The organism is Propioniciclava soli (genome assembly GCF_014858005.1).
In the GTDB taxonomy this organism is placed as follows: Bacteria; Actinomycetota; Actinomycetes; order Propionibacteriales; family Propionibacteriaceae; genus Propioniciclava; species Propioniciclava soli.
In genome coordinates this window covers 113,904-140,765 of the sequence record NZ_JACYOT010000015.1, presented here as the reverse complement: position 1 = coordinate 140,765, position 26,862 = coordinate 113,904, and the positions used below count along the sequence as shown (strand labels likewise).

The 26,862-nt window shown below is 68.9% G+C and carries 23 protein-coding genes, 1 tRNA gene and 1 pseudogene; 10 read left to right on the top strand and 15 right to left on the bottom strand.

The window, feature by feature from the left end; translation table 11 throughout:
- From IFY26_RS14200 to IFY26_RS14175, 6 genes are all read right to left on the bottom strand, one after another.
- A partial coding sequence (locus IFY26_RS14200; protein WP_232549654.1) for a hypothetical protein occupies window positions 1-441 on the bottom strand: 441 nt, incomplete at its 3' end.
- A 36-nt stretch (window positions 442-477) separates the two neighbouring features.
- A complete protein-coding gene (locus IFY26_RS14195; RefSeq protein ID WP_232549653.1) occupies window positions 478-1,614 on the bottom strand; it encodes a lytic transglycosylase domain-containing protein in 1,137 nt (378 codons plus the stop codon).
- Entirely contained in the window at window positions 1,611-3,212 is a 1,602-nt protein-coding gene (locus tag IFY26_RS14190) for an ATP-binding protein (protein WP_232549652.1), read from the bottom strand. The genes IFY26_RS14195 and IFY26_RS14190 overlap by 4 nt, the downstream gene beginning before the upstream one ends.
- Window positions 3,209-3,502 (bottom strand): SDR family NAD(P)-dependent oxidoreductase, encoded by a 294-nt coding sequence (locus IFY26_RS14185; RefSeq protein ID WP_232549651.1) that lies wholly within the window; start codon window positions 3,500-3,502, stop codon window positions 3,209-3,211. Before IFY26_RS14185 ends, IFY26_RS14190 begins: the two co-directional genes overlap by 4 nt.
- 122 nt (window positions 3,503-3,624) lie before the next feature.
- Window positions 3,625-4,290: a response regulator transcription factor gene (locus IFY26_RS14180; RefSeq protein WP_232549650.1), complete on the bottom strand. Its 666-nt coding sequence runs from the start codon at window positions 4,288-4,290 to the stop codon at window positions 3,625-3,627.
- Window positions 4,287-5,432 carry a sensor histidine kinase gene (locus tag IFY26_RS14175; protein ID WP_232549649.1) on the bottom strand — a complete coding sequence of 382 codons (1,146 nt, stop codon included), beginning with the start codon at window positions 5,430-5,432 and terminating at the stop codon, window positions 4,287-4,289. Before IFY26_RS14175 ends, IFY26_RS14180 begins: the two co-directional genes overlap by 4 nt.
- A 148-nt stretch (window positions 5,433-5,580) precedes the next feature.
- Between IFY26_RS14175 and IFY26_RS14170 the strand changes: the two genes are divergently transcribed.
- On the top strand, window positions 5,581-6,399 hold the full coding sequence (locus IFY26_RS14170) for an SDR family NAD(P)-dependent oxidoreductase (RefSeq protein ID WP_232549648.1): 819 nt from the start codon (window positions 5,581-5,583) through the stop codon (window positions 6,397-6,399).
- 837 nt (window positions 6,400-7,236) lie between these two features.
- Here IFY26_RS14170 and IFY26_RS14165 read toward each other — a convergent pair.
- Window positions 7,237-8,406, bottom strand: coding sequence for an ABC transporter substrate-binding protein (locus IFY26_RS14165; RefSeq protein WP_232549647.1), 1,170 nt, complete (start codon window positions 8,404-8,406; stop codon window positions 7,237-7,239).
- A 393-nt stretch (window positions 8,407-8,799) separates the two neighbouring features.
- Window positions 8,800-10,089, bottom strand: a complete 1,290-nt coding sequence (locus tag IFY26_RS14160) for an IS256 family transposase (RefSeq protein ID WP_232549646.1) — start codon at window positions 10,087-10,089, stop codon at window positions 8,800-8,802.
- 241 nt (window positions 10,090-10,330) lie between these two features.
- Between IFY26_RS14160 and IFY26_RS14155 the strand changes: the two genes are divergently transcribed.
- Together IFY26_RS14155 and IFY26_RS14150 are read left to right on the top strand one after the other, a co-directional pair.
- Window positions 10,331-10,582 (top strand): hypothetical protein, encoded by a 252-nt coding sequence (locus IFY26_RS14155; protein ID WP_232549645.1) that lies wholly within the window; start codon window positions 10,331-10,333, stop codon window positions 10,580-10,582.
- On the top strand, window positions 10,579-11,016 hold the full coding sequence (locus IFY26_RS14150) for a PIN domain-containing protein (RefSeq protein WP_232549644.1): 438 nt from the start codon (window positions 10,579-10,581) through the stop codon (window positions 11,014-11,016). The genes IFY26_RS14155 and IFY26_RS14150 overlap by 4 nt, the downstream gene beginning before the upstream one ends.
- Window positions 11,017-12,131: 1,115 nt before the next feature.
- Here IFY26_RS14150 and IFY26_RS14145 read toward each other — a convergent pair.
- Window positions 12,132-13,214, bottom strand: a pseudogene (locus IFY26_RS14145) (IS110 family RNA-guided transposase).
- A gap of 386 nt (window positions 13,215-13,600) precedes the next feature.
- Between IFY26_RS14145 and IFY26_RS14140 the strand changes: the two are divergent.
- Window positions 13,601-13,891 (top strand): response regulator, encoded by a 291-nt coding sequence (locus IFY26_RS14140; RefSeq protein ID WP_232549643.1) that lies wholly within the window; start codon window positions 13,601-13,603, stop codon window positions 13,889-13,891.
- A gap of 71 nt (window positions 13,892-13,962) precedes the next feature.
- Here the strand turns inward: IFY26_RS14140 and IFY26_RS14135 are convergent, their stop codons facing one another.
- Entirely contained in the window at window positions 13,963-14,241 is a 279-nt protein-coding gene (locus IFY26_RS14135; RefSeq protein WP_463366324.1) for a hypothetical protein, read from the bottom strand.
- A complete protein-coding gene (locus IFY26_RS14130; protein WP_232549642.1) occupies window positions 14,238-14,555 on the bottom strand; it encodes a hypothetical protein in 318 nt (105 codons plus the stop codon). The genes IFY26_RS14135 and IFY26_RS14130 overlap by 4 nt, the downstream gene beginning before the upstream one ends.
- A gap of 379 nt (window positions 14,556-14,934) precedes the next feature.
- Here IFY26_RS14130 and IFY26_RS18270 point away from each other — a divergent pair, with 379 nt between their 5' ends.
- Entirely contained in the window at window positions 14,935-17,421 is a 2,487-nt protein-coding gene (locus IFY26_RS18270) for an McrB family protein (protein ID WP_232549641.1), read from the top strand.
- Between the two features lie 10 nt (window positions 17,422-17,431).
- Window positions 17,432-18,631, top strand: coding sequence for an McrC family protein (locus IFY26_RS14120; protein WP_232549640.1), 1,200 nt, complete (start codon window positions 17,432-17,434; stop codon window positions 18,629-18,631).
- A 384-nt stretch (window positions 18,632-19,015) separates the two neighbouring features.
- Here IFY26_RS14120 and IFY26_RS14115 read toward each other — a convergent pair.
- Window positions 19,016-19,091: transfer RNA gene (locus tag IFY26_RS14115), tRNA-Lys, on the bottom strand.
- A 138-nt stretch (window positions 19,092-19,229) separates the two neighbouring features.
- On the opposite strand from IFY26_RS14115, the gene IFY26_RS14110 reads away from it, so the two are divergent.
- Both IFY26_RS14110 and IFY26_RS14105 read left to right on the top strand, forming a co-directional pair.
- A complete protein-coding gene (locus IFY26_RS14110) occupies window positions 19,230-19,883 on the top strand; it encodes a hypothetical protein (protein ID WP_232549639.1) in 654 nt (217 codons plus the stop codon).
- 174 nt (window positions 19,884-20,057) lie between these two features.
- Window positions 20,058-21,437 (top strand): SH3 domain-containing protein, encoded by a 1,380-nt coding sequence (locus IFY26_RS14105; protein ID WP_232549638.1) that lies wholly within the window; start codon window positions 20,058-20,060, stop codon window positions 21,435-21,437.
- A gap of 31 nt (window positions 21,438-21,468) precedes the next feature.
- On the opposite strand, the gene IFY26_RS14100 is transcribed toward IFY26_RS14105, so the two are convergent.
- The 3 genes from IFY26_RS14100 to IFY26_RS14090 all read right to left on the bottom strand — a co-directional run bounded on the left by IFY26_RS14100 (window position 21,469) and on the right by IFY26_RS14090 (window position 24,534).
- A complete protein-coding gene (locus IFY26_RS14100) occupies window positions 21,469-22,041 on the bottom strand; it encodes a DUF4245 domain-containing protein (protein WP_232549637.1) in 573 nt (190 codons plus the stop codon).
- A gap of 92 nt (window positions 22,042-22,133) precedes the next feature.
- A complete protein-coding gene (locus IFY26_RS14095) occupies window positions 22,134-23,471 on the bottom strand; it encodes a PhoH family protein (protein WP_232549636.1) in 1,338 nt (445 codons plus the stop codon).
- Window positions 23,472-23,727: 256 nt separating this feature from the next.
- A complete protein-coding gene (locus IFY26_RS14090) occupies window positions 23,728-24,534 on the bottom strand; it encodes an isoprenyl transferase (protein WP_232549635.1) in 807 nt (268 codons plus the stop codon).
- A 199-nt stretch (window positions 24,535-24,733) separates the two neighbouring features.
- On the opposite strand from IFY26_RS14090, the gene IFY26_RS14085 reads away from it, so the two are divergent.
- Together IFY26_RS14085 and trhA are read left to right on the top strand one after the other, a co-directional pair.
- Complete coding sequence (locus IFY26_RS14085; protein ID WP_232549634.1) at window positions 24,734-26,005, top strand: ammonium transporter; 1,272 nt, start codon at window positions 24,734-24,736, stop codon at window positions 26,003-26,005.
- A 156-nt stretch (window positions 26,006-26,161) separates the two neighbouring features.
- Window positions 26,162-26,845 (top strand): PAQR family membrane homeostasis protein TrhA, encoded by a 684-nt coding sequence (trhA, locus tag IFY26_RS14080; RefSeq protein WP_232549633.1) that lies wholly within the window; start codon window positions 26,162-26,164, stop codon window positions 26,843-26,845.
- Window positions 26,846-26,862 lie beyond the last annotated feature (17 nt).

Below are 26,862 nucleotides of genomic sequence, written 5' to 3'. Positions count from 1 at the left end.
CTTGGGGTACAGGTCGGGGCGGATGACGTGGCGGACCCTGCGCAGGCGGCTCACGCCGAGGACGTTCTCGACTTGGGTGGGGGTGGCCATGCCGAGGATGCGGCCCGGCCCCCACCGCGCCCACCCCCACACGGTGAGGATGGTGATCCCGGCCAGCAGGACGAGTTCGGCGACGATGATGCACACCAACACCGGGGCGGTCGCCCCGGCAGGCAGGGCGCCGTCGGCCAGCCCGGCGTGCGGGTCACCGGCCACCACGCCGGGGATGCTGGAAACCAGGGCGGTCGGGGTCGGCCAGTGCCAGCCGTACCCGGCCAGCCAGGTCGCGAGCCCGCGACCGGCGTGCAGGCCGTAGAACAGCACCAGGACGGCGCCGAGGAGGACGCCGAGGGGGATCTCCCAGGTGAGCGGGTAGGGGTTGTGGCGGCGTTGCTGCTGCATGAACGGACTCCCTATCTAGGGCTGGACGGGGTGGGGTTACTCGAGGACGCTGATGTGGACGTGGTCGAAGTGGTTGTCGGTGTCCGAGCCGCGGTCGGCCATGGGCCGCCAGTAGGGCCGCTGCGGGCTCCAGGACTGTTGGCGCCAGATGAGGTACTTGATCTTGAGGACTTCGTGGTTGGCGATGAGCCAGTCGCAGATCGCATCACCCAGGGCGATCTGGGCGGGGTCGCGGTAGTTGGAGATCATCACGTCCAGGCCTTTGCCGTGGGGGTGGTCGCTGACCGAGATCTTCGAGCTGGACCGCCACCCGCCGATCGTGGTGATGGTCGGGAACATGGCGGCGACCGCGCGCTTGACGATGATGGTGGCCACCGTGAGCCGGTATTCCGAACCGACGTCGCGGTCGGACTGGGGGATCTCGCCGTCGATGATGCCGACGTTCGGCACACACCCTCGGCCGGGTGTCCCGGGGACCGCTCCCCCGCCGTAGGCGTGGGCGTAGAACAGGACGTCGTTGACGTACCAGTGCGCCCGGTTGTAGGCGAACAGGGCGCCGCGGACGCCGTCGGGCCCGTTGTGGACGCCGCTGGCCCTCAGGTAGTTCGCCGCGGAGAAGATGCTGTCGGCGTCGTTGAGGATGTGGGCGTCCCCGTCGCCGTCGCCGTCGCCGTCGACGCCGTAGGCGGCGAAGGTGGCGGGCATGAACTGCATCAGCCCCTTCGCGCCGGCGTAGCTGGTCGCCTTCAGCCGTCCGTGGTTGGTCTCGGCCATCCCGATCCCCGCCAAGAGTGTCCAGGGCAGGTTGTAGGCGGCCGCGGCGGCTTGGTAGAGGGCGAGGATGTCGGCGGGGATCTCGGTGGGCGGGTTGCGCAGGCTCGCCCGGCGCAGGCTGTCATCGGCCGGCGGCAACGCGAACCCGTCGGTCGCCCCGCTGGTGCGGGCACTCAGCCCACTCACCGACGGAACCTCCGTCCCCTCCACCGCCGGCGTCTGGTCGTCACTGGGGGTGGTGTCTTCGGGGGTGGTGATGACGGGGGTGGCGAGGCAGTAGTCGTGGCTGGCCTTGTCGGCGGTGGGCACGAGCAGGACCACGCTGAGCACCGCGACCGCGAACGGCCCTGCGGTGGCCAGCAGGCCCAGGGTGAGGATGCCGACGATGAAGGTCTTCATGACAGGCCGCCTCGTGCCCACTCAGGCTCGCGTGCGAGACCGTCAGGAATCGGGCCGTGCTCTGGACCTTTCCCGGCGAGGGCTTCGTTGGTGTCGAACAGGGCGCGTTCGGCGGGGTGGAGGACGGTCTGGACGCGGAACTGGCGATCGCCGACCTTCCACAGGGCGCGGCCCTTGTTCTGGCAGGCCCACTCGGTGATGGCGTGGTGGGCGACCGGCCCCAGGCTGGTGGGGACGGCGTCGGGGTCGTCGATGCCGTGGTAGATCGTCGTGGAGGCCAGCTTGGCCAGGTCGCGGGCGATCATCGAGGACTGTGAGCCGGCATCGGCGATGGCCTCGAAGTTGGCCGGGTGGTGCATGTTGCACCACTGCACCGACCCCTCCGATCGGGACAGGCGCAGGTCGGCGTCGAAACTCTTCACGGCGTCCGGGCCGAGGCGGAGTTGGAGCCACACCTCGTCGCGGATGGTGATGTTGAGCTGGTTCGGGTCGGACACTTCCCGGACGCCGCGGCCCCACGAGCTGGTGCACGCCAGCGCGATCGCGACCGCTTCATCGCCCAGCGGCTTGAGCCGCGACAGGGACAGGGACTGGATGGGGGCGGTCCAGTCGACGTCGATGGTGGTGCGGGCGTCGAAGATGCCCGCCAGGACGCCACGGACGAGCCGGTTGAGGGCATCGCGCAGCAGGCGGGTGTCGTCCAGGAACTGGCGCCGGTTGGCGTAGCGGCACTCGTTGACGAGCTCGTCGCTGGGGTCCTCGATCAACTTGCTCAACTCGGGCAGGGTCGTCTCGGTCAGGCGGGTTTGCCCGTCGGCGTAGCCGGTGAGGGTGCGCAAGGCTTGGTCGACCACGCGCGCCTCGGTCGGCCCGTAGGGCACGTGGACGTCGCCGACCTTCTGCGACCCGACCAGACCGCGCACCAGCGTGCCCCAGCGGCCGAACACGACGGTCGCCCGCGTTCGTGCTTCGGCTGGGGTGAGGTTCTCCCACCCGTGGATGAGTGGCCCGAAGTCCAAGGGGTTGATACGCGCGCGCAGGCCCTGGCCGACGGCGATCGGTTCGACACCAAACCAGTGGCACAGGCTCTCGTACTCGTCCTTGATGTCGCCCAGGATGAGGGTCTTGTAGCCGAAGTCGGACATGCGCAGCACGAACGCCTTGGTGGTGCCGGACTTGCCGCGGCCGGGGTCACCAAAGCAGAACACGTTGGTGTTGGTGACCGGAATCGAGTCATCGAGGGTCCAGCCGACCGGGTCGGCGTAGAACGCTCCCCCGGAGAAGTCGTCCACACCGATCTGCGCGCCGGTCGGGGGCAAGCCGGGGCCGGCCACGAACGGCCACAACGCGGGCGCCTGGTCTGAGGTCATCCGCCAACCGGCCACCGGCGGCAGGGACGGCGCCCACCCTTGGTTGCGGCGCAGGGGGCCGCGCCGGTTCGCCGGGCGGAACAGCGGCGTCGGGTCGTGCGCGGGCGCAGCCGCCTCAGGTTGGCGGGGCAGCTGGTGGCCGAAGTCCGACAACAGGGCATCGACCGACCGGCCGGAATGGCCACTATTCCGCGGAATAGTCCGGCTGTGGGTGGTGGGCTTGCTCATGTGGTGCTCCTGCTCAGGCTGATGCCCAACGGCAGCGAGGAGGCTGCGAAGGCGACGTCGTGGGCCAGGTCGAGGACCTGGGGGGCGAAACCGGCCCGGCGGACTGAGGCCTCGAGCTGGAGCTGGTCTGCGGCAGACTCCAGCGTGCTGGCGGTTCGGCCCGCGAGCACCACGCGGTGGCCTCGCATGCGGTGGGCGGTGGCCAGGCCGATGCCGCTGCCCCCGCCCGTGACGACGCACACGGGCGAGACGGACGGCTTGTGCGAGGGCACGTGAGGGAGGGGGTTCATGATGAAGTTCCTTTCGGGCTGTCGTTGACCCCACGAGCTTCCCGCGCACCGAGGCGTCCGCCATCGGCCCAGCGCAGCGATCAGGACTACTGCGCTCGTCGTAGAGGGCGCAGCCGGAATGATCAGTCTCCGGGCCGGAAACCCGCCCGGAACGCCAGGCTCACGAGTTGAGCGCGATCACGAGCCCCCACCTTGGTCATCGCCCGGTTGGCGTGGGTCTTCACCGTGAGGGGCGATAGGTAGAAGTCCCGGGCGATCTGCGCGTTGTCGAGCCCGTTCACCGCAGCCTGCACCACTTCGCGCTCGCGTGTGGTGAGCTCGTCGAACAGGCGGACGAGCGCGGGGTCAGCCACCACGTCGCGGGACTCCCCCACGTGGCCAATGAGCACGTGGGCTGCCGCCGCCGACAGCGCCCCTCCGCCCGCGGCGACCTCGCGAATGCTGTCAGCCAGTTCGTCCGGCCCGACGCCCTTCCCGAGAAATCCGTTGGCGCCCGCCTTCAGTCCGTTGAGGACGTTCTCATCATGGCCGTAGGTGGTCAAGATGATGATGCGCAGCGCGGATCCCGGGAGATCGCAGCGGATCCGGCGGATCGCCTCGACCCCGTCGATGCCGGGCATCCTGATGTCCATCAGCAGCACGTCGAGCCCACCCTGGGCGGCCAAGCGTGCGGCGGACAGTCCGTCCGCCGCCTCCGCCGCGACCTCCATGTCCGGCTGCGCCGACAGGATCGCGCGGAGCCCCAGCCGGATCATCTCCTGATCGTCGGCGATTCCGACCCTGATCATCGCGACCTCCCCGCGTCGATGGGCACGTGTGCCTCGAGCCGGAACTGTCCGTCCTCGACTCCTGTCCTGAGCCAGCCTCCCACGGACGCCAATCGTTCCCGCATGCCGGTCAGGCCGAAGCCGGCCCGGTCTCCGGCCAGGCGACCCGCGCGGGCCGGACCGTCCCGGAGCCCATTCTGCACCGACACGACCACCTCGTCCCCGATGGTCGCGACATCGAGCGTCACTTCTCCCGCGCCGTGCTTCTGCGCGTTGGTGAGCGCCTCCTGGACCACCCGGTACACCGCGGTCGCGGCGTCCACGGCCTGGCCGGCGGGGGCGTCCGCCACCGATGCCCGGAGCGGCAGACCCGCTGCGGTGAACGATGCCACCAGGTCAGCCACGTGGCCGTGGGCGGGGAGGGGACCCAGTGAGTCCTCGGGCGCGACGCGCAGGATTTCAAGAATCCGCTGCATCTCGAGCAGCACGCTCTGGACGCCGGCGCGCGCCTGACGCAGGTCGGCCGTCACCTCGGCGGCGGGTGCTCCGGCGGCCGCGTGGACCTCGGCGGCGCCGAGGTGCATGCTGACCACCGCCGCCTGGTGACCGACGGAATCGTGCAGGTCGCGCGCGATGCGCAGTCGCTCCGTTGCGACGCGCTGATCGAGTTCGGACGCCCGCGCCCGCGCCTCCTGCTGAGCGCGCAGCTCCGCCTCACGCACAAAGTCAGCGCGCGCACGCAAGAGACCGCCCACGGCTGACGCGGCGACGCACACCGAGAAGGCCAGGAGCAGCAGATTCCCGACCCACACCCCCTCCGCGAGGGCGAACGCCAGGTAGCTGGCCGAACCGGTCGCCAAGCCGAGCAGCAGCGCCGACAACCCACGCCGCGACCACCACAGGGCAGCGAAGACCACCACCGTCCAGGTCAGAATCGGGGTCCACCCCCCCGACGCGGCCAGAATCGGGGACGCCATCACCAGGAGCAGGCCCGGCCAGGGCCAACGCCGGGCCACCAGCCAGCCAGCGGCCGCAACGAGCAGCGCCAGCTGGGCGCTCATGGGTGCCTGCTGGATCGCCTGGACCGGGAGCCCGACGGCCAGCGCGGCCCCCGCAATCAAGGTCACCACCAGCTCGAACCGAGCAGAAGGAGTGGTGTTCACCCGCCCATCCTCCCAGCACGACACCGCAGGAAGTACTGCGATCGCAGTAGCCGATCTGACCGCGTTCCGACGACGCCGCATCGCTCGCGGCGACCCACCATGGAGTCATTCCCCCGGAATCACCGGGCTCGCAATCCAAGGAGCAACCATGACCACCACGACTTCGCCACGCACTCTCCCCGCGGATGCCCCCCGCGTCATCTCCACCGCTGGGGCTGATCCGATCGCCGGCCGTTTTGCCGGGCGCAGCATTCTCGTCACGGGTGCCGCATCCGGTATCGGGTTGGCGACAACGCAACGCCTCCTCGCCGAGGGCGCCCGCGTCATCGCGGCCGACCGGACGGCCGATGCCCTGGCGGAGCTCGCCGCCGCGTCCGATCCCGAATGCCTCGTCACCGTCACCTGCGACGTCACCAGCGAGGACGACGTCCAGGCCGCCGTGCGCGCATGCGAGGGCCGCCTTGACGGTCTGGTCAACAACGCCGGCATCATGGACGGCTTCGAGCCGATCGCCGAGGTCACCGATGCCGCCTTCGCGCGCGTCATGGACATCAACGTGGGCGGAACCGTGCGGATGACCCGCGCGGCGATGCCCCTGCTGCTCGACGGCGGCGGCTCCATCGTGAACCTCGGTTCCATGGCCGCTTTGGGTGGGGCGGCCGGCGGCGCCGCATACACGGCGTCCAAGCACGCCGTCATCGGCCTCACTCGGAGCACCGCGGTCATGTACGCCGCGGACGACGTGCGTTGCAACGCCATTGCGCCCGGCGCCGTCATCACCGCCATCGAGAAGAACGTGGCCTCGGCCCGGGGTGCGCAGGTGATCGGCCCGCTCATGGGCGCCAGGATGCCGTCCCTCGCCTCCGCAGAGGCCCTGGCCGCGTGCATCTGCTTCCTGCTCAGCGATGACGCGGCCTTCGTCACCGGCGCGACGCTCGCGGCTGACGGGAGCTGGTCGGCACAGTGACCGGCTCGTCGCAGCGCAGGAGCCCAGGACGCCGCAACGCCCTGGGCCCTGCTCGTGGCACACCATGTGCGCCCCGCTGTGCGATGTGCTTGCCAGTTCTAGCCGCGGTTGACACCCAAGACGCCGATTGCACGTTCGCGCACCCCGGCGGGGGGGTGCGACAACCTGCGGGACCTCAGGCCCGCCCCCCTGTGCCGCTCCTGGCCGAAAATCGGCTCGATCCCCTCCTCGTCGGACCGGGTTGCTCTCGGAGGGTGCTTTCGCCGCCTCCACCGCACTGTTCTCCACGTCGGCATGCTCATCAACGGTCGCCGCACCGGCCCCTGATGTCCTGGTCGGCGCGGTCAGCACGCCCGCCGCGGCCCTAGACGCGTCGCGTGCACGACCGTCGGATCGCGCTGACGGTTCAAACGGCCGGGGCTGAATCGCTCCGGTCGCGATCAACGCGCTTGCGAAGGAAAGCCGCACGCAGGGCGTCGTGATCGGCCCCGTTCTCCTCACCATCTCGGTCTCGGCGTCGCCCAAGGGTGCCGAGACTCGCGAGCTCCGGGTGGTCGAGGACGGTGGGGTCATGCCCGCGACTTGCCTGAAGGTAGTTTCTCGGCGAGTTGACCACCCGTTCCAGGCTGCCGAGGACGACTACCTGGTCGCCCCGGTGACCGCTCCACCCGCGCCGTGCTCGACACCCCTGAAGCGCGGGCCGCAGAAGTCGAGGCCTTCCTCCCCGTCGAGCGCGCCTTGTTGACTTCCTCGCTGCCGCGGCGCGTGGCTGAAGCCAGCGGCGTCCAGACCCCCGCATCTTGCGTCGTACCTGGCGCGAGGCGCTCCGGCGCGGGCCTAGCCGATCGCAGTCCGCATCTCGTTGACGAAGGACTCCCCCGCGGCCTGCGGCGTCGCGCGCCCGAACAGGACGTCTTGGCCGTGGCGGATGAGGACGTCCTCGAAGGAGGACGCACCCTGCGGCGTCAGGGGCGGGGTGGGCGCCAGGTGGGGCTCCAGCGAGTCGAGGTAGGCGATCGCCTTCTTGTCGGACGCCGACAGGTCGTTCTGGATGGCAGCCAACACCTGGGTGTTGGCCGGGACGCCGCGCTCGGTGAGCAGAATCCTGCCAGCGGCCTCGTCGTTGACGAGGTAGGAGGCCAGCTGGACCGCCCGTTCGGGGTTCTTCGCCTGGCTCATGACGCACCAGTACATGGACGCCTGGTAGGCGAGCCGCGCCCCAGCCGGGGTCCCATCGCGGCTCGGAAGCCGCAGCAGCCTCAAATCCTTGCCGGTGGCGGCGTCGAAGGCCGTGATCTGGTTGGAGGAGTAGATCGCCATGGCGGTCAGGCCCGTGGAGAACAGCCGCTGGGCCACGGGCGCGGACACGTCCTCCGTGGATTGGCTGGCGGGCGGGGTGGCCCCCGAGTCCATCAGATCCTTCGCCATGGCGAAGAAGGAGGCGGCCACCTCGGGCCCGAACCCCAGCTGGCCATCGGTGAACGTCTCGACGCCGTTCTGGCGCACCCACACCCGGAAGGCGGCGTCACGGCCGCTGAAGTCGGTGAGGCCATAACTCCCTGCGGGCAGGTTGGTGGTGAGGGTGATGGCAAGTCGCTTGAGGTCATCCCACGTCCACGTGGCGTCGTCGGGGAGGGGCACGCCGGCCTGGTCGAACAGCTCCGGGTTCGCCATCAGCACCGGGGCGATGGTGCCGGCGTTGATGGCATACAGGGTTCCGTCGGCCTCTCCCAACTCGACGGTGCCGGGTGCGAACGCTGTGGTGTCGACGGCCGCCAAGTCGGCGAGTGCCCCCCGGCGCGCGTACTCCAGCAGGTACTTCTCGTCCATCTGGATGAGGTCGGGGGCGTCCTGCGCTGCGACTTGGGTGGCCAGTCTGTCCCAGTAGCCACCCCACTCGGTCGGCTCGGGCGCGATCGCCGCACCCGGGTGGGATGCCGAGAACGAGTCGAGAGCCTCTTGTGTCAGCTCCGTCCGCTTGTCGTTCCCCCACCAAACGACGCGCACCGACGAACCGTCTCCGGCCGCGGGGGTACGGGTGGCGCCCGGTGCGCAACCGGCAGTCGCGAGTGATGCCAGCCCCGTTCCGGACAGCGCCATGAAGGTTCGACGTGAGAAGGGTGAGGGGGACATGCGCATCCTTCCGGTCGGCGGTGAACCACCGAGTGGCGTGTCCAAACTTGCCCACCCTAGGCGAGGAGGACAAAGGCTCACGGACCTGCTCGCCGTTGCGTTGCAGGTCGTCTACGACGTCGTCGACCAGCTGACGCAGTAGGTGTAGTGCGAGATCTCCTGGATCATGGTTCTCATGTGAAGACCTCCTGCGTGTCGATGGCTGCCGGGATCTGACGGGTTCGAGCCGGTGATCGGAGGAATCGTCAAGACCTGTGGATGGGCGTGTCAGGCGGCTTGCTCGTCGGTTGCTGATTCGGCGGGTCGTTCGACGAGTTTGCCCTTCTTGAAGCGGGCGCCGGCGCGGACGAGGGCGACCAGATGGGGAGCGTTCACCGCTCGCCAGCGGGCCTGGGCCGACTCGAGCAGCTTGAACGCCATCGCGATCCCCGCCGCCCGGGACCCGGGTCCCTTGGTGACCCGCTGTCGGAGCCGAAGGGTCGCGAACGTCGACTCGATCGGATTGGTCGTCCGCAGGTGGACCCAGTGCTCGGCGGGGAACTCGAAGAACGCGAGCAGCACGTCGAGGTCGTCGGTGATCTTCGCGGCGGCTTTGGGCCACTTGACGCCGTACTCGGCGGCGAACGCCTTGGCGGCGGCCCGGGCATGGTCGACATCCTCGGCGGCGTAGATCTCGGCGAGCGCCTTCTTCGCGGCGGGGTGGGCCGACTTCGGCAGGGCGGCCAGCACGTTGCCGAGCTTGTGGAACCAACACCGCTGCTCCCGTGTCTGGGGGAACACGTCATGGAGCGCCTTCCAGAAGCCCAGCGCGCCGTCCCCGACCGCCAGGACCGGGGCCTGCATGCCGCGGCGCTTGCAGTCCCGCAGCAGGTCGGCCCACGACTCAGCCGACTCGCGGTACCCGTCGGCGAGCGCGACGAGTTCCTTGCTGCCATCGGCACGGACCCCGATCATCACCAGCAGGCACACCTTGTCGGCTTCCAGCCGCACCTTCAGGTGGATGCCGTCCACCCACAGGTACACATAATCGACCCCCGCCAGCGACCGGTCGTGGAACGCTCGGGCCTCGTCTTGCCACTGCCGGGTGAGCCGGGTGATCGTCGCCGCCGACAACCCCGCCGCCGACCCGCAGAACTGCTCCAGGGCGGCCACGAAGTCCCCGCTGGACAACCCGTGCAGGTACAACAAGGGCAGCACGTCGGCCACCTGCGGCGACTTCCGCGCCCACGCCGGCAGGATCGCCGACGAGAACCGCCGCCGCTCACCCGTGGCCTCATCGACGCGCTTGTCGTTGACCCGCGGCGCCCGGACCGGTACCGCACCCGCGGCGGTGGCCACCTCCCGCGGCTGGTGGTAGCCGTTGCGGACCACCAGCCGCCGGCCGTCGGCGTCGAGCTCGTCGGCGCACTGCTCGATGTAGGCGGCGACCTCAGCCTGCAACGCCGCAGCCAGCATCCGCCGGGCACCCTCCCGGGCCAACTCGTCCAGCATCGATCCACCCACCGCGGCCGGGGCGTGCTCGTTGGACTCGTTCTCGTCGTGGACTACCGTAAGCATGGGCGTACCTTCCCGAACCAGCGCGTCAACGCCGGTCCTGATCAGAGCTACTCGGACTTCAGATCATCCTCGGGGAGGTGCGCTCCTTCACGTCACCCCGCCGAAGACCATCCACAGGTTCTGATCATTGCTCCGGTGATCGTGGCCGAGCGACAATGCCGATGACCGGACACACGGCTGATCTTGCCATCCGCCCACTGGGCACCTATTGTGTACACATAGATACACGGAGGTGGTGGCGGTGACACAGGTTGTTGGAGTGCGGGAGTTTCGAGCCGGTCTGGCTGACTTCATTGCGTCGGCCGAGCCCGTTGCGGTGACGCGTCATGGCGTAACAGTGGGTTGGTTCATCCCGACGCCAACGGATCGGGAAGCCGAGATCGCCTCGCTGAGGTCTGCTGCGCAGGCGTTGGATGAGCTGTTGACTAAGCACGGAGTCCAGCCCGATGAGGTGGTGGCGGAGTTCAAGGCGGCTCGTGCGGGGCAAGCGTGAGTGCTGCCCGAGCGATCGTTGTTGACGCCAACATCTTGATTCGGCTCGTCTTGGGCTCTGCGGTGCGTGAGCTCGTACTGGCCCATGTCGATGCGGTGGAGTTCTTCTCGCCTGCGGAGTGCTTCGAGGATGCGCGTCGCTACCTTCCCGATCTGCTTCAGCAGCGCGGCATCGATCCTGCGGTTCCGCTGGCGGTGCTGGACCAGTTCGAGGCGATCATTCACCCACTCGAAGAATCTGTGTACGTGGCGGTTCGCGAGGAGGCCCTCGCGCGTATCGAGACAAGGGACGCCGGGGATTGGCCGATCTTGGCGGCGGCGATGGTGTTGAACTGTCCCATCTGGACAGAGGATCAAGACTTCTTCGGTACGGGCGTCGCGACCTGGACAACCGACCGGGTTCGCCTCTACCTCACGGGCTCCGAAACGCCCTGAGATGCCGCGGGCGTGACTGTTCCCCGGTCGCCCCGCGAAACGCCCGCCGAAATCGGCGATCACGGCGCGCAGATCCTCGCGGGTGAATCGGTCCATGGCTTCGTCGGTCATAGTTGCGGGTCCATGTGCGCAGTCCACACGTCTCGCGCCTGTTGCTGACGATTTGGGAGCAGCAGCTCTGGGCCTCCACCTGGGTTCCCGTCGAGTCGCAGCGAACGTCCGATCACGCGGTCGGCGTTACAGGCCTCAGCCCGGGTTGCGTACTCACCGGGGTTTCCCTTGGGAAGACCTAACCCCGACCTCCGATGCCCATCCGCAGCGGGGTCTCAGTGGGCCCGATACTCTTCCTCGTCCTCTCGGTCACGCCCCAAGACAGTTCCAGGTCAGACGCCACGTTCACGTGGGTGCCGGCACCTCACGGCACTGCGCAACCAAAGCGCACCGAGCCACAAGGCCGACATTACCCAAGCTCCCGTTCCTCCAAAAGCGATCCAAAAGGCATATGTGGAGGGCGTTCCCAGCCGCTGGTTCGCCAACCACCACGCGATGGCCAAACCCACGGGTGAGATCACCCAGAACGGCCACCGCAACAGGACACGGCCCAAACCCTCGACGCGGTCACACACGGCGACCCCCGCCAAGCACACCGCCCACACGAGGAAACCCGCAAACCCGCCGCAGATAACGACGAACAAATTACCCAGGGAAGCCAAGTTGGGCTCGTTCGGTCCGCCGTGCTCTTCGCTAGGGTAGGCGACCTCAACTATCAGCGATGCCAGCAGCCACGTCAGCGGCGGACTCCACAAAAGCAGGAGGTGGAGGCCCCTGCGCAGCCTGCCCGACGTCGTCATTACCATGCTGGCCAACAGGAACGTCACCCACGCCGGCGTTGCGAGGGCAACGAACTCCAGCCCCTCGGACCAACTATCCAACCCCGGCACTATCCACCCCACTCTGCAGTGCGAGGTCCGGGCCGAGGTAGCTGGCGTGGTAGCGACCTGGCGGCAGCCCACGGATGTAACACCACGCTGTACTTCCTCGGTGCTGCCATGACTCCCATCATCCCTTCCCAGGATTGAGAGCCTCCATCAGACCCGGGATGCTTCTATGTCGTGTCAAGCCGCTAGGGCGATCCCCTCGGGCGTGGGGTGGGCGGCGGTGAGGGTTCGGAAGATCTGTCGTCCGACGTAGCGTTTGAGACAGCGCCGGATCTCCTTGGCGGTCTTGCCTTCGGCCAGCCGCCGCTCGAGGTGGGCGCGGGTGTCGGGATCGGTCCGCATGCGGGTGAGCACGACGGTGTTCAGCGCGCGGTTGAGCTGCCGATCACCACCGCGGTTGAGGCGGTGCCTGACCGTGTTGCTCGAGGACGCCGGGATGGGCGCGGTGCCGGCGATCTGGGCGAAGGCGGCTTCGCTGCGGATCCGGTCGGGGTGGGATCACACGGTGAGCACGACGGCTGCGGTGATCGCGCCGACGCCGCGCGACGCGAGCAGTTCGGGTGCCTCGGAGGTGACCAGCGCGGTGATCGTGGCGCGGTTCTCGGCCAGCTCGTCGTCACTTGCCTGAACTCGCTTGGCCAGTCGGATCGCCTCGGCTCGGGCGGTCGCGGTCCCGAACGGCTCTTCGCGTCGTCGCCAGCTCGCGATGGTGGAGATCTGCTGCGGCGTAAGCGACTTGCGGGCATCGACGCCGAGGTCGTGGCTGCGCACCAGCGCGGTCAGGGCGTTGATGCACCGTGTCCGCTCGACGTTGAGGTGGTCCCGGGCCACGGTTAGCACGCGCAGAGCGGTGTGCGCCTCGCCTGCGCGGCGGTCGCGAAGCATCGTCAACGGCACCACCAGGATGGATCGAGCGGCGAGCAGTGCGTCGAGTGCGTCGGTCTTGCCGCGTCCGCGTTCGCGCTGCGGGGTAGGTGCCTCGACCACTCGGTAGCCGGCCTCCTCGAGGACGTCGCCAAGAGTGGCGCCATAGCAACCGGTTCCCTCCGCGGCGATCAGAACCGAGTCGAGGTCGCCTTGAGTGCGTCGCCCGATCCAGTCCCGGGCCCGGCGAACCCCGGCGGGCGTGGTCGGGAAGGCGGCTTGGTCGAGCAGAGCGCCGCTGGCGGCGATGATGGCGTAGCTGTGCGTCGCGGCGTGGGTGTCGACCCCTACGACGTAGCGGTAGAGGTCGGCCACGGTGGCAGGCAGACTGGACATGCGATGTTCTCCTCACTGATCGGGTTGGACGTCGTTGCCGGCGTCAGCCCGGGTGAGAAGTCACGACGAGGCAGGCCTGTAATGAGCCACACCAACGGGGACGGCAATCCCGGTGGTGGGCATGCTTCTGATCAAGCCATCGTTGTGAGCCAAGGTCGGCGCCGGCACCCGCTGGACAGTTCCCGGGCATGACACCCCCGAGGGGTCAGGCGATTGAGGAGTCACAACGAGCACCGGATGACCGGCCCTAACCCTGCCAGCCAGCCCCAGGCCAGCCGCGACGAAGACTTACAGGCGATTCAACATATCCGACGTTCTCCACCACCAACCCGGCGGGTCGACGGCCTGACGGCTGCGACGGGCGCTGGCGGGCAGCAGGAGCGCAGATGAAGCATCACCAGCCGATCCGGGCAGCCATCGTCGACGACGGGGATAGGGCCGCAACGTGGGTCGACGAGCACGAGGTCGACGTCAGCCTCATGGACATTCGCGTGCCGCGCCTTGACGGAGTCGAGGCGACACGTCGCATCGTCGGGCGCGGTGAGCCACCCCGCGTGCTCGTCGTGACGACGTTCAACGTCGACAAGATCGTGCTCGGTGTCCTCGGCGCGGGCGCCCGAGGATTCTTACTCAAGGACGCCAACTCCTACAGAGTTTCTCCGTCACCTTCGAGGTGACGGACCCGGCATCCTCTCATTCCGCACAGGCAGGGTGTTCTGGGCGTCTGGTTCGTGTTGGCGGGTGGGGCTCAGGCGACCTTCGCGCTGTAGCGCTGACGGGCGGCCTCGCCGCTGGTGCCGACGAAGGACCCGATGGCGGACCATGGCATGCCGGCCTCACGGGCGGCCCGCACTGCATCAACCAAGTGGCGCTCAGCTTCGGAACGCTCCGTGACCGCGGCACGCAGCAATGCGACAGCGCCGGCATCCAGCTCGTCGGTCGGGTCGGGTTCGTAGGCCTCGAACCGGGCAGCCAGTTCGTCGGCGTGCGCCAGGATCTCCTCAACCGTGCGGGGCATGTTCATCACCTCAAGAACTTCACTCGGGCCACCATGGCGTGGACGATAACGTAGGTCTGCTCGCCATCGACGTAGCCGACCTCCAGGAAGAGCGCCGCCCGGTTCGGGCCGACGATCATGGTGAACCCGTCCCCCAGATCCCAGATCCGGAGGGGATTCCAATAGGCGTGCAAGATGTCGTCCTCTTCCACGCCGTGCTTGAGCGCAGACGGCGCGATGACCGACTCACCCATCACCATTCCAAGGTAACTTGCGACCAAGGGCGGGTCAAGGCCATGTCCCACGTCCACGCGGAGCTGGGCTTCGTCCTCGGTGAGGGCCACGCTCCCCCTTGAACGCCTTCCAGCAGCCACCACCTCGTCGCGACCACGGCAAGGTCGGGCGTCTCGCGGGCTCCTGTCCCCCAGTTTCATTTGAAGACATGACCCTCCGTGTCTTGAACCTGCGCCGCTCGGCACGCGGGTTCCGCAACCTCACCCACCACATCGCGCGCAGCCTGCTCTAGACCGGCGGATGGAGACCCCGACTCCACCGTGAAGTGTGGAGAGCGAGTAGAGGCTATTAATCACTTGCGGGCTCCGCGACCGCGGTCCCCGCGTTGTGAGCAACAAGAGTGTCAGAGTCCGCCCGATTCGACACACCCAACTGATGGTACTGGCGTTTCGTTTGGCAGGATGGGGTCAACCTTTACCAGGAGGAACCGTGACAGCTCATGCAGGCAACGACGCCGAGAAGCATCGGATCTATGCGCTCGCGTCGCAATGGTTCTTGGAGACGCTTCCCGAGGGTGGGTCAATCATCACCCCGGGCAAGCGTCTCTGGACCCTCGAGAACCTTGAGGAACTGGACGAGAAGTTCGTCCAACGCCCCGATCTGAGGTCGGGTCTCACCTTCCTGCAGAAGCTGCAGGAGCAGCTCAGCGACGCGTCTCCCAACGCCGTCCAACTCATGGCGGAGCTTCACGTGGTGTTCTTCTGGTGGATCTGGGAGGGGGCCATCTCCGGGAAGAAGAAGAACTCCGACATCAACGCCATCCTCTCCTGGCACCCCGACCGGCCTACTCTGCCTACCGACGTCGCGGCGTCCATGAGCCCCGGCTTTGCGCACCCCGGTCAGTGGGCCAACACCCGCCGCGACGTACAGCTCACAGCTTTGATCAAGCTCATCTCGGCCCTGCTCCGGGAACCGCCCGAGAAGATCGCCGAGCTGCAGAAGGACCCGCTTGCACTGAGGGACTTCTGGGCCGCAACACCGACACCGTCGGGGGATGCCGCCCGGTGGGGTCTTCTGCACGAGCTCTACCCAGACGTGTTCGAGTCCACAGTCTCCCCAACGCACAAGCAGCTGATCATCGAACGCTTCTCCCAGGAGGGCGACGACACCGCGGACGCGGACCGCGCCCTCATGGACATCCGGCGCCGGCTCTCGGGAACCTGGGGGGCGGGCTACAGCTACTACGACGCCAGCAGCGACCCTCTGCACTGGCTGTGGGCCGCGCCTCCCAAGCAGTGGAACGCGTTCCTCTCATGGGCGCGTCGACTGTGGGCCACCACCGAGTTGGACTTCGACCTGCATGAGCGAAGCTACAAACTCAAGGTCGCCGAGAAGCTGAGCGAAGCCCGCAGGGCAGCCTCCAACAGTCCGGACTTGCCTGATCTGGTCAAGGCCGGGCTCAACCACAAGAGCAACAACCTCACCAGCACCTTCAACCGCCTACCCCTCACCGACTGGGTCCGTGAGAACCCCACCGAGGGTGCACGCGCGCTGCATGCACTCTGGGACGATGCGCGTCCCGAGAACGTCGCACCCGCTGTCGATACCTTCGGGCACTTGATCGCACCGTCGGGACGAACGACGCCCGGGGCGGTCCTGAGCCTCGCATCGACGCTCCTGCTTGCCAAGGATGAGAAGCAGTTCCCACCGGTCACCATCGAGACTGCACGGGCCATGTGGCGCTTGGCCGGGTGGGGAGAGGCGCCGCCGGACGCGACTCCGGGCCACCTGCTTCACCGCGCGTATTTGCTGTTCGACGAGGTCCTGCGCGACGCTCCAACGTGGGACAATCCCCCCCGGGACCGGCTCGACGTCCAGGGGCTCCTGTGGACCCTCGTCCGCCTCGGAAAGAAGCCGGACACGTGGTCGGACGCCGAGTGGGACGACCTCCTCGCTTTCCGGGGAGCGGTGCCGTTCGAACATGACGAAGAACCACCCGAAGCCGAGCAGATTCCTACAACGGAGGTGGACTACCTCGGCGACGCTGCTACGAAGCTGAGCCTCGATCGGTCGTTCCTCGAGGAAATCGCGGCCCTCCTGGACGACAAGGGGCAGGTTGTCTTCTACGGCCCGCCCGGAACAGGCAAGACCTTTGTCGCTCAGCGCTTGGCCAAGGCACTGGCCGAAGGCGAAGCCGAGCGAACCACCATCGTCCAGTTCCACCCAGCCAGCACCTACGAAGACTTCTTCGAAGGGCTCCGACCCACTCTCGCCGGGGGACATGTGCACTACGAGCTTCGCCCGGGACCCTTGGCCAAGATCGCGAAGGCAGCCAGCGCCGATCCGGGTCACACCTACGTCCTGGTGATCGACGAGCTCAATCGGGCGAACGTGCCCAAGGTGATGGGTGAACTGCTGTTCCTGTTGGAGTACCGGGACGAGACGGTCGCAACTCTGTACCGTCCTGAGGGATTCCGGCTGCCACGAAACCTGCTTTTCATCGCGACCATGAACACGGCCGACAGATCAGTGGCCTTGGTGGATGCTGCCCTGCGTCGACGTTTCCACTTCATCCCCTTCTTCCCACACCTCGGCGCGATGCAGGGACTTCTGCGCCGGTGGCTCCACCGCTACGGTCGCGCCGCAGCCGTCGCCGACCTGCTGGACGCCGTGAACGCGGAGTTGCGAAGCGAGGTCGGCGACCACTTGGTGATCGGACCCAGCCACTTCATGAAGGAGGACCTGTCCGAAGAGGCGTTGGAACGCATCTGGACCTACAACATCTTCCCGACGCTGGAGGAGCTGTTGTGGGGCCGCACCGAAGAACTCGCACGGTGGAGCTGGCCTGCAGTACGCGCCCGCTACAGATCCCAGCTGAACCTGGGCCCCGTGCCTCAGGACGGGGAACCGGCAGGTGAGTCACCTCGCGCCAACACGGACAGCGGCGTGACGGCACCTGACGGGGAACTGCCCTGAACAGGCCGGCATGACCGTCGAACCCGTCACCATCCACGTTCCCGAATATCAGTCGGTGGACGTGTCGATGACGGACGCCCAAGCCCGCCAGCTTCAGCTGGCGAGCGGACCTCGCCTGACCGTCCGTCCCGCGCGCTCAGGCTTCCGACTCACAGCGTCCTCCCACGTGGGGGCGATCAGCATCCCCGGATTAGTCGTACACGTCACGCCCAAGGTGCCAGTTGAGAACGTTCTGCGCCTCATGACGTGGAGCACCCGGCGTCTGTCCTTCCTCGACCCGTCACTGGGTCATGCCTCGGCAGCCCTCACCCCAGCGGTGGCCGCTTGGTACGCGCGAATGCTGGAGCGGACGCTGGTGCTCGGACCCGATCGCGCTTATCCGGAGCATGCAGGGCGACTGGACACCCTCCGTGGACGCGTCGACCTCCCCGCCCTCGCTCACTCAGGTGGATTGCCCACACCCCTTCCCTGCCGCTTCGACGAATGGACCGTCGACACTCGCCTCAATCGGCTCGTCACCTCGGCCGCCCAAGCACTAGCCCACCAACCAGGGGTGCCCGCCCAAACTGCGATGGATCTGCGGCGCCTCATCCGCATGATCCCGGGAGTCGGGGCGCTCCGGCCGGATGACCTAACAGCCACCGCACCGCTCACCAACCGCCTCAACGACCACTACGCAGACACCGCCCATCTGGCCATCCTCATCCTGAGGTTGTCGGGCTTCGGGCACGGAACCGGCTCGACAGTGACGTCGTCCTTCATGGTCGACATGAACAAAGTGTTCGAAGACTTCGTCTCGGCGCGGGTCGCCGCCCTGTTGACCGACGGGCGCCGCCTCACATGTCAGCAACCCGTGCCCCTGGACGAAGAACGCTTCGTCGTCACAGCGCCGGACTTGATCGTCACAGACCATCGGGGCCGCACGGAGCTGGTCGCCGATGTGAAGTACAAGCTGACCACCGATGGCACGGGACGCAGCTCGGACTACTACCAACTCCTCGCCTACTGCACATCACTCGCTCTCCCCAGAGGCGTCCTGATTTACGCCGACGCAGGAGAACTTCCTGCGCCGCCGCGGCGGTTACGCGTGAGGAACGGGGGAACCATCCTGGACACAGTCCGGCTGTCGTTGCACGGCTCGCCCGAAGAGCTCGACTCCAGCATGCGTGTCATGGTCACAGAGCTGCTGTCTGGTGGAGGCTCGGAGTAGTTGACCGAAGACAAGGGCTCCTCACGGTGCCATTCCAGGCGTCAGCACAGGATGAGGCCCGTTGAGGCACGGACAGCCGGGATCGCCCTGCGTCTTCCATTGCGCGCGTCCGCCACCAGGCCCGGATCCTCCACCGACGCTCGACCAGTCGATGGCCTCGGAGGCCTGCACGCCCCCGGCCACACGATCGCCCGGCCCCAGCACGTCCAAAGCCGGTTCCTCGACGGGCGCCGACGGCGGCCAAACCGCCGACAGCACCCCCGCGATGCTCATGGCCGACCAGACCGCGTCCGCGCCGGCGTCCATCCGGGCCACCTGGCCCATCTGTCCACAAGCGTCCACGACCACCTCCGGCGTTACCCCTCGTGGCTACGCTAAAAACCGTGGTGGGCCCACTGGGGATCGAACCCAGAACCCGCGGATTAAAAGTCCGCTGCTCTGCCAGTTGAGCTATAGGCCCTCGCCGGTGAGTCTATCCAGCCGCGCCGGAGCCTCGTGACGGCCGGCGCCGGCCCCGACCACCTCGGGTGGCCCGTGGGAAGCAGCCACCGCCACGTGACCGGACGGCGCCCCGCAGGCGACACCTAGGCTTGGCCGGGTGATTCCTCCCTGGTGGGGCATACCGGTGATCCTTGTCGTCGGGATCGCCGTGGTCTGGTTCGGCTGGTGGCACGACCGCCGGCGGGCCCGCCACGCGGCGACGGCGCTGCGCGAACCGCCCCCACGCCCGACCCCCGGGTTGGACGACTCCCCCCAGCCCACCTACACCACCGAGGACGACCTCCGCGCCGGAGCCGTCCACCCCGAGGCCGACCCCGCTCTGATCGCGCGTCGGCCCGGCTCCCCCACGCTGCCGGCCGGCACCCACGGCGCGTTCCTGGACGCCTCGGGTCTCGCGACGCTGCGCGACCCGCTCGTCCTCGTCACCGACGCCCCCATCACCGAGGACCACCAGCTGCTCAGCCTGCTCCAGTGCGCCCGCCGGGGCGCCCGCCCGCTCGTGATCGTCGCCCCCGCCTTCTCCCCCGACGCCCTCGGCACCCTGCTCGCCAACGCCCTCTCCGGGCGCATCGCGTCGCTACCCGTGACCCTCACCGACGCCGACCAACGCCTCCGGGCCGCGACCCTCACGGGCGGACACGTCGTGGACGCCGACGACCTCGCGTCCGGCTTCCTGCCGCCCCACGTCTGGGGCACATGCCACGGCTGGGTAAGCGACGCGACCACGTCCTGGGTCGTCCGCGCCGCCTGAGAATCGACCCAGAAACTCTCACCCGCTCCTCCAGACTGGGCTCCCGCAAGCGCTCACTGCTGCGTCCAGGCCTTGAAAATCTCAGGAAAGCATCGTCTACTACTGGTGGCACCCGTTCGACACGGGCGGACTTCCCCGGTGCCTCCCCCGCCAGCGACGACGAAAGTTCCCCCCGTGACCAACGCCCTTCGCCTCCTCAACCGCACCGCCTGCGGCGCCGCCACCCTCGCGCTCTTCAGCGTCGGCGGCCTCGTGCTCGCCAACCCCGCGGCCGGTTCGTCACCCATGACGGCCACCACCGCGGTCAATCTTCGCTCCGGCCCCGGCACCGCCAATCCCGTCCGGTCAGTCTTGGCCGCCAACGAGGCGGTCACCGCCACCGGCGCCACCTCCGGCGGCTGGTACGAGGTGACCACCAAGGCAGGCGTCACCGGCTGGGTGTCCCAGAACTTCCTGCGCGCCGCGTCCGCCTCCCCCGAGACGAGCAGCGCCGTCACCCTGGCCGCCACGTCGGCGTCCGCCACCGGTGAGGCCACCACGACGGCCGCGGTCAACGTCCGCAGCGGCCCAGGCACCGGCCACGGCGTCATCGGCGTGGCCCCCCGGGGCACCACGCTCGGCACCACCGGCACGACCAGCGGCGGCTGGACGCAGGTCGTCTGGCAGGGGTCGGCCGCGTGGATCTCCACGAACTACCTCAGCGCCTCCCCCGTCACCTCCACGCCGGCGGCCGGCCAGGTGCGGACGACCGCCAACCTCTACCTGCGCAGCGCCGGCAACGCCTCGGCGTCGTGGGACACGGTGCTCCCCAAGGGCTCGGTGGTCGACACCACCGGGGCCACCACCGCCACCTACACCGAGGTGATCGTCGGCGGCCAGAACCGCTGGATCGCCACCCGCTACACCGTGGCCGTCACCGCCGCCGCGCCGGTCGCCCCCGCCCCGCCGGCCGCCACCGGCACGGTCTATGTCACGGTCAACTCCCTCAACGTTCGCGCCACCTCGGCCGCGGACGGCGCCGTGGTCGGGACGGTGACGCGCGGCACCGCGCTGCCCACCACCGGGAACACCGACAACAACCGCACCGAGATCATCCACCAAGGCGTCGCCCGCTGGGTCTACAGCCCGTACGTGTCCGCGACGGCACCGAACGCCTCCGGCGGTGGGGGCGGGGCGTCCGGCGTGGCCATCACCGGCTACGACAAGCTGACGCCGAGCGCCAAGCGGATCGTCGACCACGTCGTCGCGAACCACCCGCAGATCCGCTCGATCGGGGGCTGGCGCGCCTCGTCCAGCTACTCCGGCGACCACCCCAACGGCCGCGCGGTCGATCTCATGATCCCCAACTGGCAGTCGTCGGCCAACGCGGAGATGGGTTGGGAGCTGGCCCGCTTCTTCGCCGACAACGCCGCGACGTTCAACGTCAGCTACATCATCTACCGCCAGCAGAGCTGGAACGCGTCCTACCCCGCCCGCGGCTGGCGCGGCATGGAGGACCGCGGTTCGGCCACGGCCAACCACTTCGACCACGTGCACATCTCGGTGCGGTCCTGACCCGGCTTCCGGGCCGAACCCTCGGCGCCGGTCAGCCCACCGGGGCCAGGGTGCCCGCGAACGCCTCGAGCGCCTCGTAGGGCAGGTCGGCGCTGACGACGACCACGGAGTCGTCGGCGCGGACCAGCGACCGCGTCCGCCCGTCGTCCGACAGGTACCGTGTCCACGCCCGCCCGCTCACGACGGACTCCCCGTCGGGCGCGCCCTCGCGGGTGCGCTCCTCGACGAAGAGTTCCGGGGCGGCGGCGCGCTGGTCGAGCCCGATGTAGCGGTCGTCCGGGGTCAGGAACGCCAGCGACCACGTGTCCCCCACCACCGCCTCGGCCCGCCCGGCCGTCCCCGCCGGCAGCCAGGACGCCTGCGTGCAGCGCCAGCCTTCCGGCAAGTTCGTCGGCGCCCAGATCGTGAAGGCGGACGCCTCCGCCGCCCGCTCGGCGACGGGCTCGTAGGCCACCACCGGGATCGGCGGCTCCGGGTTGCGCGTGAACACCAGCGAGATGAGCACCACCGGCACGAGCAGCACCAGCAGCGCCACCACCATGCTCATACCGGTGGCGTTGGCGCGGGCGTTGCCGGCCGCGCGGGCGCGGGGGTTGGAAGCCATGGGGTGCATCCTGCCACGCCCACCCCAGACGCCCCTCGCACGGTCGGCGGGCCGAACCGAACAACCCGCCCGACAGCCGCCGGGGCGTGACCTCAGAAGGCGATGTCCTCCAGCAGGTCGGTCACCAGCGCGGCGATCGGCGACCGCTCCGAACGGGTGAGCGTCACGTGGCCGAACAGCGGGTTGCCCTTGAGCTTCTCGACCACGGCCGCGATGCCGTCGTGGCGTCCGACCCGCAGGTTGTCGCGCTGGGCGACGTCGTGGGTGAGCACGACGCGGCTGTTCTGCCCGATGCGCGACAGCACGGTGAGCAGAACGTTGCGCTCCAGCGACTGCGCCTCGTCGACGATCACGAACGCGTTGTGCAGCGACCGGCCCCGGATGTGGGTGAGCGGCAGCACCTCCAGCATCTCCCGGGAGACGATCTCGTCCACCACGTTGCGGTGCACCACCGAACCCAGGGTGTCGAAGACCGCCTGGCCCCAGGGTGACATCTTCTCCCCCTCCGAGCCGGGCAGGAAGCCGAGCTCCTGGCCGCCGACGGCGTACAGCGGGCGGAACACGATGACCTTCTCGTGCTGCCCCCGCTCCATCACGGCCTCCAGCCCGGCCGCCAGCGCCAGCGCCGACTTGCCGGTGCCGGCGCGTCCGCCGAGCGACACGATGCCCACGGCGTCGTCGGAGAGCAGGTCCAACGCCACCCGCTGCTCGGCGGAACGGCCGTGCAGCCCGAAGACGTCGCGGTCGGCCTTGATCAGGCGCAGGACGCGGTCGGCGCCGACGCGTCCAAGCGCGGTCGACCCACCCCCGCGCGCGACGACGCCGGTGTGGCAGGGCAGGGAGGCGAGCGCCGGCGTCCGCACCGAGCCGTGGTCGTACAGCTCGTCCATCTCGGCGGCGGCCAGCTCCAGCTCGGTCATGCCCGTCCAGCCCACCTCGGTCGGCAGCTCGTGGCGGTACTCCTCGGCGGCCAGCCCGACGGCCGCGGCCTTGACGCGCAGCGGGAGGTCCTTGGTGACGAGCACCACGTCGCGGCCCTCGCGGGCGAAGTTGGCGGCCACGGCGAGGATGCGGCTGTCGTTGTCGCCCAGCCGGAACCCGGGCGGCAGCACTTCCGGATCGGTGTGGTTCAACTCCACGTGCAGGACGCCCCCGGCGTCGTTGACCGGCACCGGCGCGTCGAGGCGTCCGTAGGTGATGCGCAGGTCGTCGAGGAAGCGCAGGGCCTTGCGGGCGAACCAGCCGAGCTCGGGGTGGTGGCGCTTGCCTTCCAACTCGGTGATGACGACGAGCGGAACGACGACGGCGTGTTCGGCGAAGTACATCAGCGCGTTGGGGTCCGACAGCAACACCGAGGTGTCGATGACGTGGGTCCTCACCCGGGTGGCGGTGGCGCTGCTGGTTGTGGGCTGCGTGGCGATGTCGGTCACGTGCGTCCTTCTGCTCAGGGCCGCGACGGACCACCCGCCCGGCCACACCAGATCGGTCAGCCGAGAGCGCCCCGCGGGGGAAGCACAGTCATGGGTCCCCTCTCGTCGGATCCCCCGGTGTTCGGGAGGTCCTGCCCCGACAGTAGGCGTCGCCCCGGCGCGGCGGACGCCGACACGCGCGGGTTCGATCGGAGTTCACGTGCGCGTCACCCGCACCGTGCCGGGCGATGCGGCAGTGCCGGGCGAGCGCAGCGCCTCAGCGACCGTAGCGCCGCTCGCGGCTGGCATAGCTGCGCAGCGCGCGCAGGAAGTCAACGCGGCGGAAGTCGGGCCACAGGGCCTCGCAGAAGTAGAACTCGCTGTGCGCGGACTGCCACATCAGGAAGCCCGAGAGCCGCTGCTCCCCCGACGTGCGGATGATGAGATCCGGGTCCGGCTGGCCGGCGGTGTAGAGGTGCTCGGCGATGTCGTCGATCTCCAGGGACCCGGCGATCTCCCCCAGCGCGGTGCCCTTCTCCATCTCGGACGCCAGCAGCTTGCGCACGGCGTCGCGGAGCTCGTGGCGTCCGCCGTAGGCGACGGCCACGTTGACGGTGAGCCCGTCCGAACCTGCCGTTTCCGCCTCGCACGCCCGCAGCGACGCCTGCATGGGCTCGGGCAGCAGGCTCGCGTCCCCCACCAGTCGCACGCGCCAGCGGCCCGTCGCACCCAGGTCGGTGAACAGGTCCTCGATCACGCCCAGCAGCGGGCCCACCGCAGCACCGTCGCGCAGGAGGTTCTCGGTGGACAGCACCCACAGCGTCACCACGCGGATGCCCACCTCGTCGCACCATCCGACGAAATCCATCAGCTTGCGCGCCCCGGCGCGGTAGCCGACCTCGAGCGGACGCCCCGGCGCATTCAGCCGCGCCCACCGTCGGTTGCCGTCCGCCAGCACGGCCACGTGCTGGGGCAGCCGCTCCCGGTCGAGCTCGGCGAGCAGGCGCTGCTCGTAGGTGGAGTACAGCAACCCCGCGGGGTGCAGGCGGTCGACCCAGTCCCGGGCCCGCTGCGTCCACGCCATGGCGATCAGCGTACCGCCCGGCCCCGTGAACCGGGCGGCACCCCCGCACCGGGGGCGTCCGCGCGGCATTTTCAAGCCCGTGTGACGTTGTAACACAACTGACGCAGTTCGGAATCATCGCTGCAATGGGAGTCCGTTGTGCTTGTTTCGACGCGACGCCTCGCCGCGACGCACAGACAAGAAAGGTTCTGCAACGAGCATGGACACGCAAGCTATCTGGGAGGCCGCCTCCCCGATCTGGGTCATGGTATCCGCCGGCCTGGTGCTCTTCATGACGCCCGGCCTCGCCTTCTTCTACGGCGGACTGTCCCGGGCCCGCTCCGCCATCAACATGATGATGATGAGCTTCGCGGCCATGGGCCTCGTCGCTCTCGTCTGGCTGCTCTGGGGGTACTCGATGAGCGGCGGGGGCACCAGCATCGCCGGCATCTTTGCCGACCCGATCTCGCACTTCGGCCTCACCCAGATCGGTGGGGAGGACCTGGTGGGCGTCGGCTTCGGCGCGACCTTCGCGATCATCACCGTGGCCCTGATCTCGGGCGCGGTGGCCGACCGGGCCCGCTTCAAGGCGTGGATGGTATTCGTCCCCGTCTGGGTCACGCTCGTCTACTGCCCGCTCGCCTTCATGGTGTGGGGCGGCGGCCTGCTGAGCGCCGACGGCGCCATCGGCTCCGTCGTCGGCGAGGCACTCGACTTCGCCGGTGGCCTCGTCGTCCACATGGCCGCGGGCCTCGCCGCCCTCGTGCTGGCCCTGATGATCGGCAAGCGCACCGGATTCTCGGCCGGCATCCACCGCCCCCACAGCATCCCGTTCGTGATGCTGGGCGCGGCGATCCTGTGGTTCGGCTGGTTTGGGTTCAACGGCGGCGCCGCGGGCACCATCGCCGAGGCGGGGCTGATCTGGGTCAACACCCTCATCGCGCCCGGCATCGGCATGGTGGCCTGGCTGCTCACCGAACAGCTGCGTGACGGCCGCATGACCTCCGTCGGCGCCGCCTCCGGCATCGTCGCGGGCCTCGTCGCCATCACCCCCGCCTGCGCGTTCGTGACGCCGCTCGGCGCCGCCGCCATCGGCGCGGTGGCCGGCATCATCTGCTGCTTCGCGGTCAACCTCAAGTTCCGCGTCGGCATCGACGACTCGCTCGACGTCGTCGGCCTCCACTTCGTCGCCGGCCTCTGGGGCACCCTGTCCATCGGCCTGCTCGCCGTGCCGCTCGAGGACGGCCGCGCCGGGCTCTTCTACGGCGGTGGCCTCGCGATCATGACGGCCCAGGTGGTCGCCGTGCTGGTCACCACCGTCTTCACGGTGTCGCTCACGGCGCTGATCGCCTGGGCGATCCACAAGACGATCGGCTTCCGCATCACCGCGGAGGACGAGGAGGGTGGCATCGACCTGTCGGAGCACCGCGAGTCCGCCTACGACCTCGAGACCGCCCTCGCCTACACCGGGGAGGGCCGCGAGCAGGAGTGAACCCGTCCTGCCCTGCATCTACGGCGCCCCGAACCCACCGGTTCGGGGCGCCGTCCGCGTCGGCAGGGGCTCGCGAGCCCGAACAACCTCGACCCTCGGCGGCAACCCGCGCGGACGCTCTTGCGCCCGCGAATCGGGCGGCCTACCCTTACCTACGTGACCGTAAGTTACGCCAAGTCAAGTAAGGGCGATCCGATGGACATCCCCGCTCCCATCAAGCCGAAGCTGCGCGGCTGGCTGCATCTCGGCATGGCCCCGCTGATCCAGCTCGCCGGTCTGGTGCTCCTCGTCGTGACCCCGTCCCTCATCGGGCGAATCGGTCTGGCGATCTACCTCGTGGGGGCCACCTTGCTGTTCGCGACGTCGGCGCTCTACCACCGCGGCACGTGGACGGCCCGGGTCGGCGGTTTCCTGCGCCGCATGGACCACGCGAACATCTTCGTGTTCATCGCCGGCACCTACACCCCGCTGGCCCTGATGCTGCTCACCGGCTGGAGCCGCACCGCGCTGCTGGTGCTGATCTGGGGCATCGCGGCCGCCGGCATCGCGTTCAAGCTGGGCTGGATGCACGCCCCCCGCTGGCTCTACACCGGCCTCTACCTGCTCATGGGCTGGGTCGCCGTCGGCTGGCTCGTGCCGTTCTGGACGGCCGGTGGCCCGCTCATCGTCTCCCTCATCCTGTTGGGTGGCCTGATCTACAGCGCCGGTGCCGTCGTCTACGCCCGCAAGCTGCCGGACCCCTCCCCCACCTGGTTCGGCTATCACGAGATCTTCCACGCCTGCACGATCGTCGCGGCCCTGTGCCACTTCGCCGCGATCTCGCTCGTCATCCTGCGCTGAGCCCGCGCGTCGCCGGC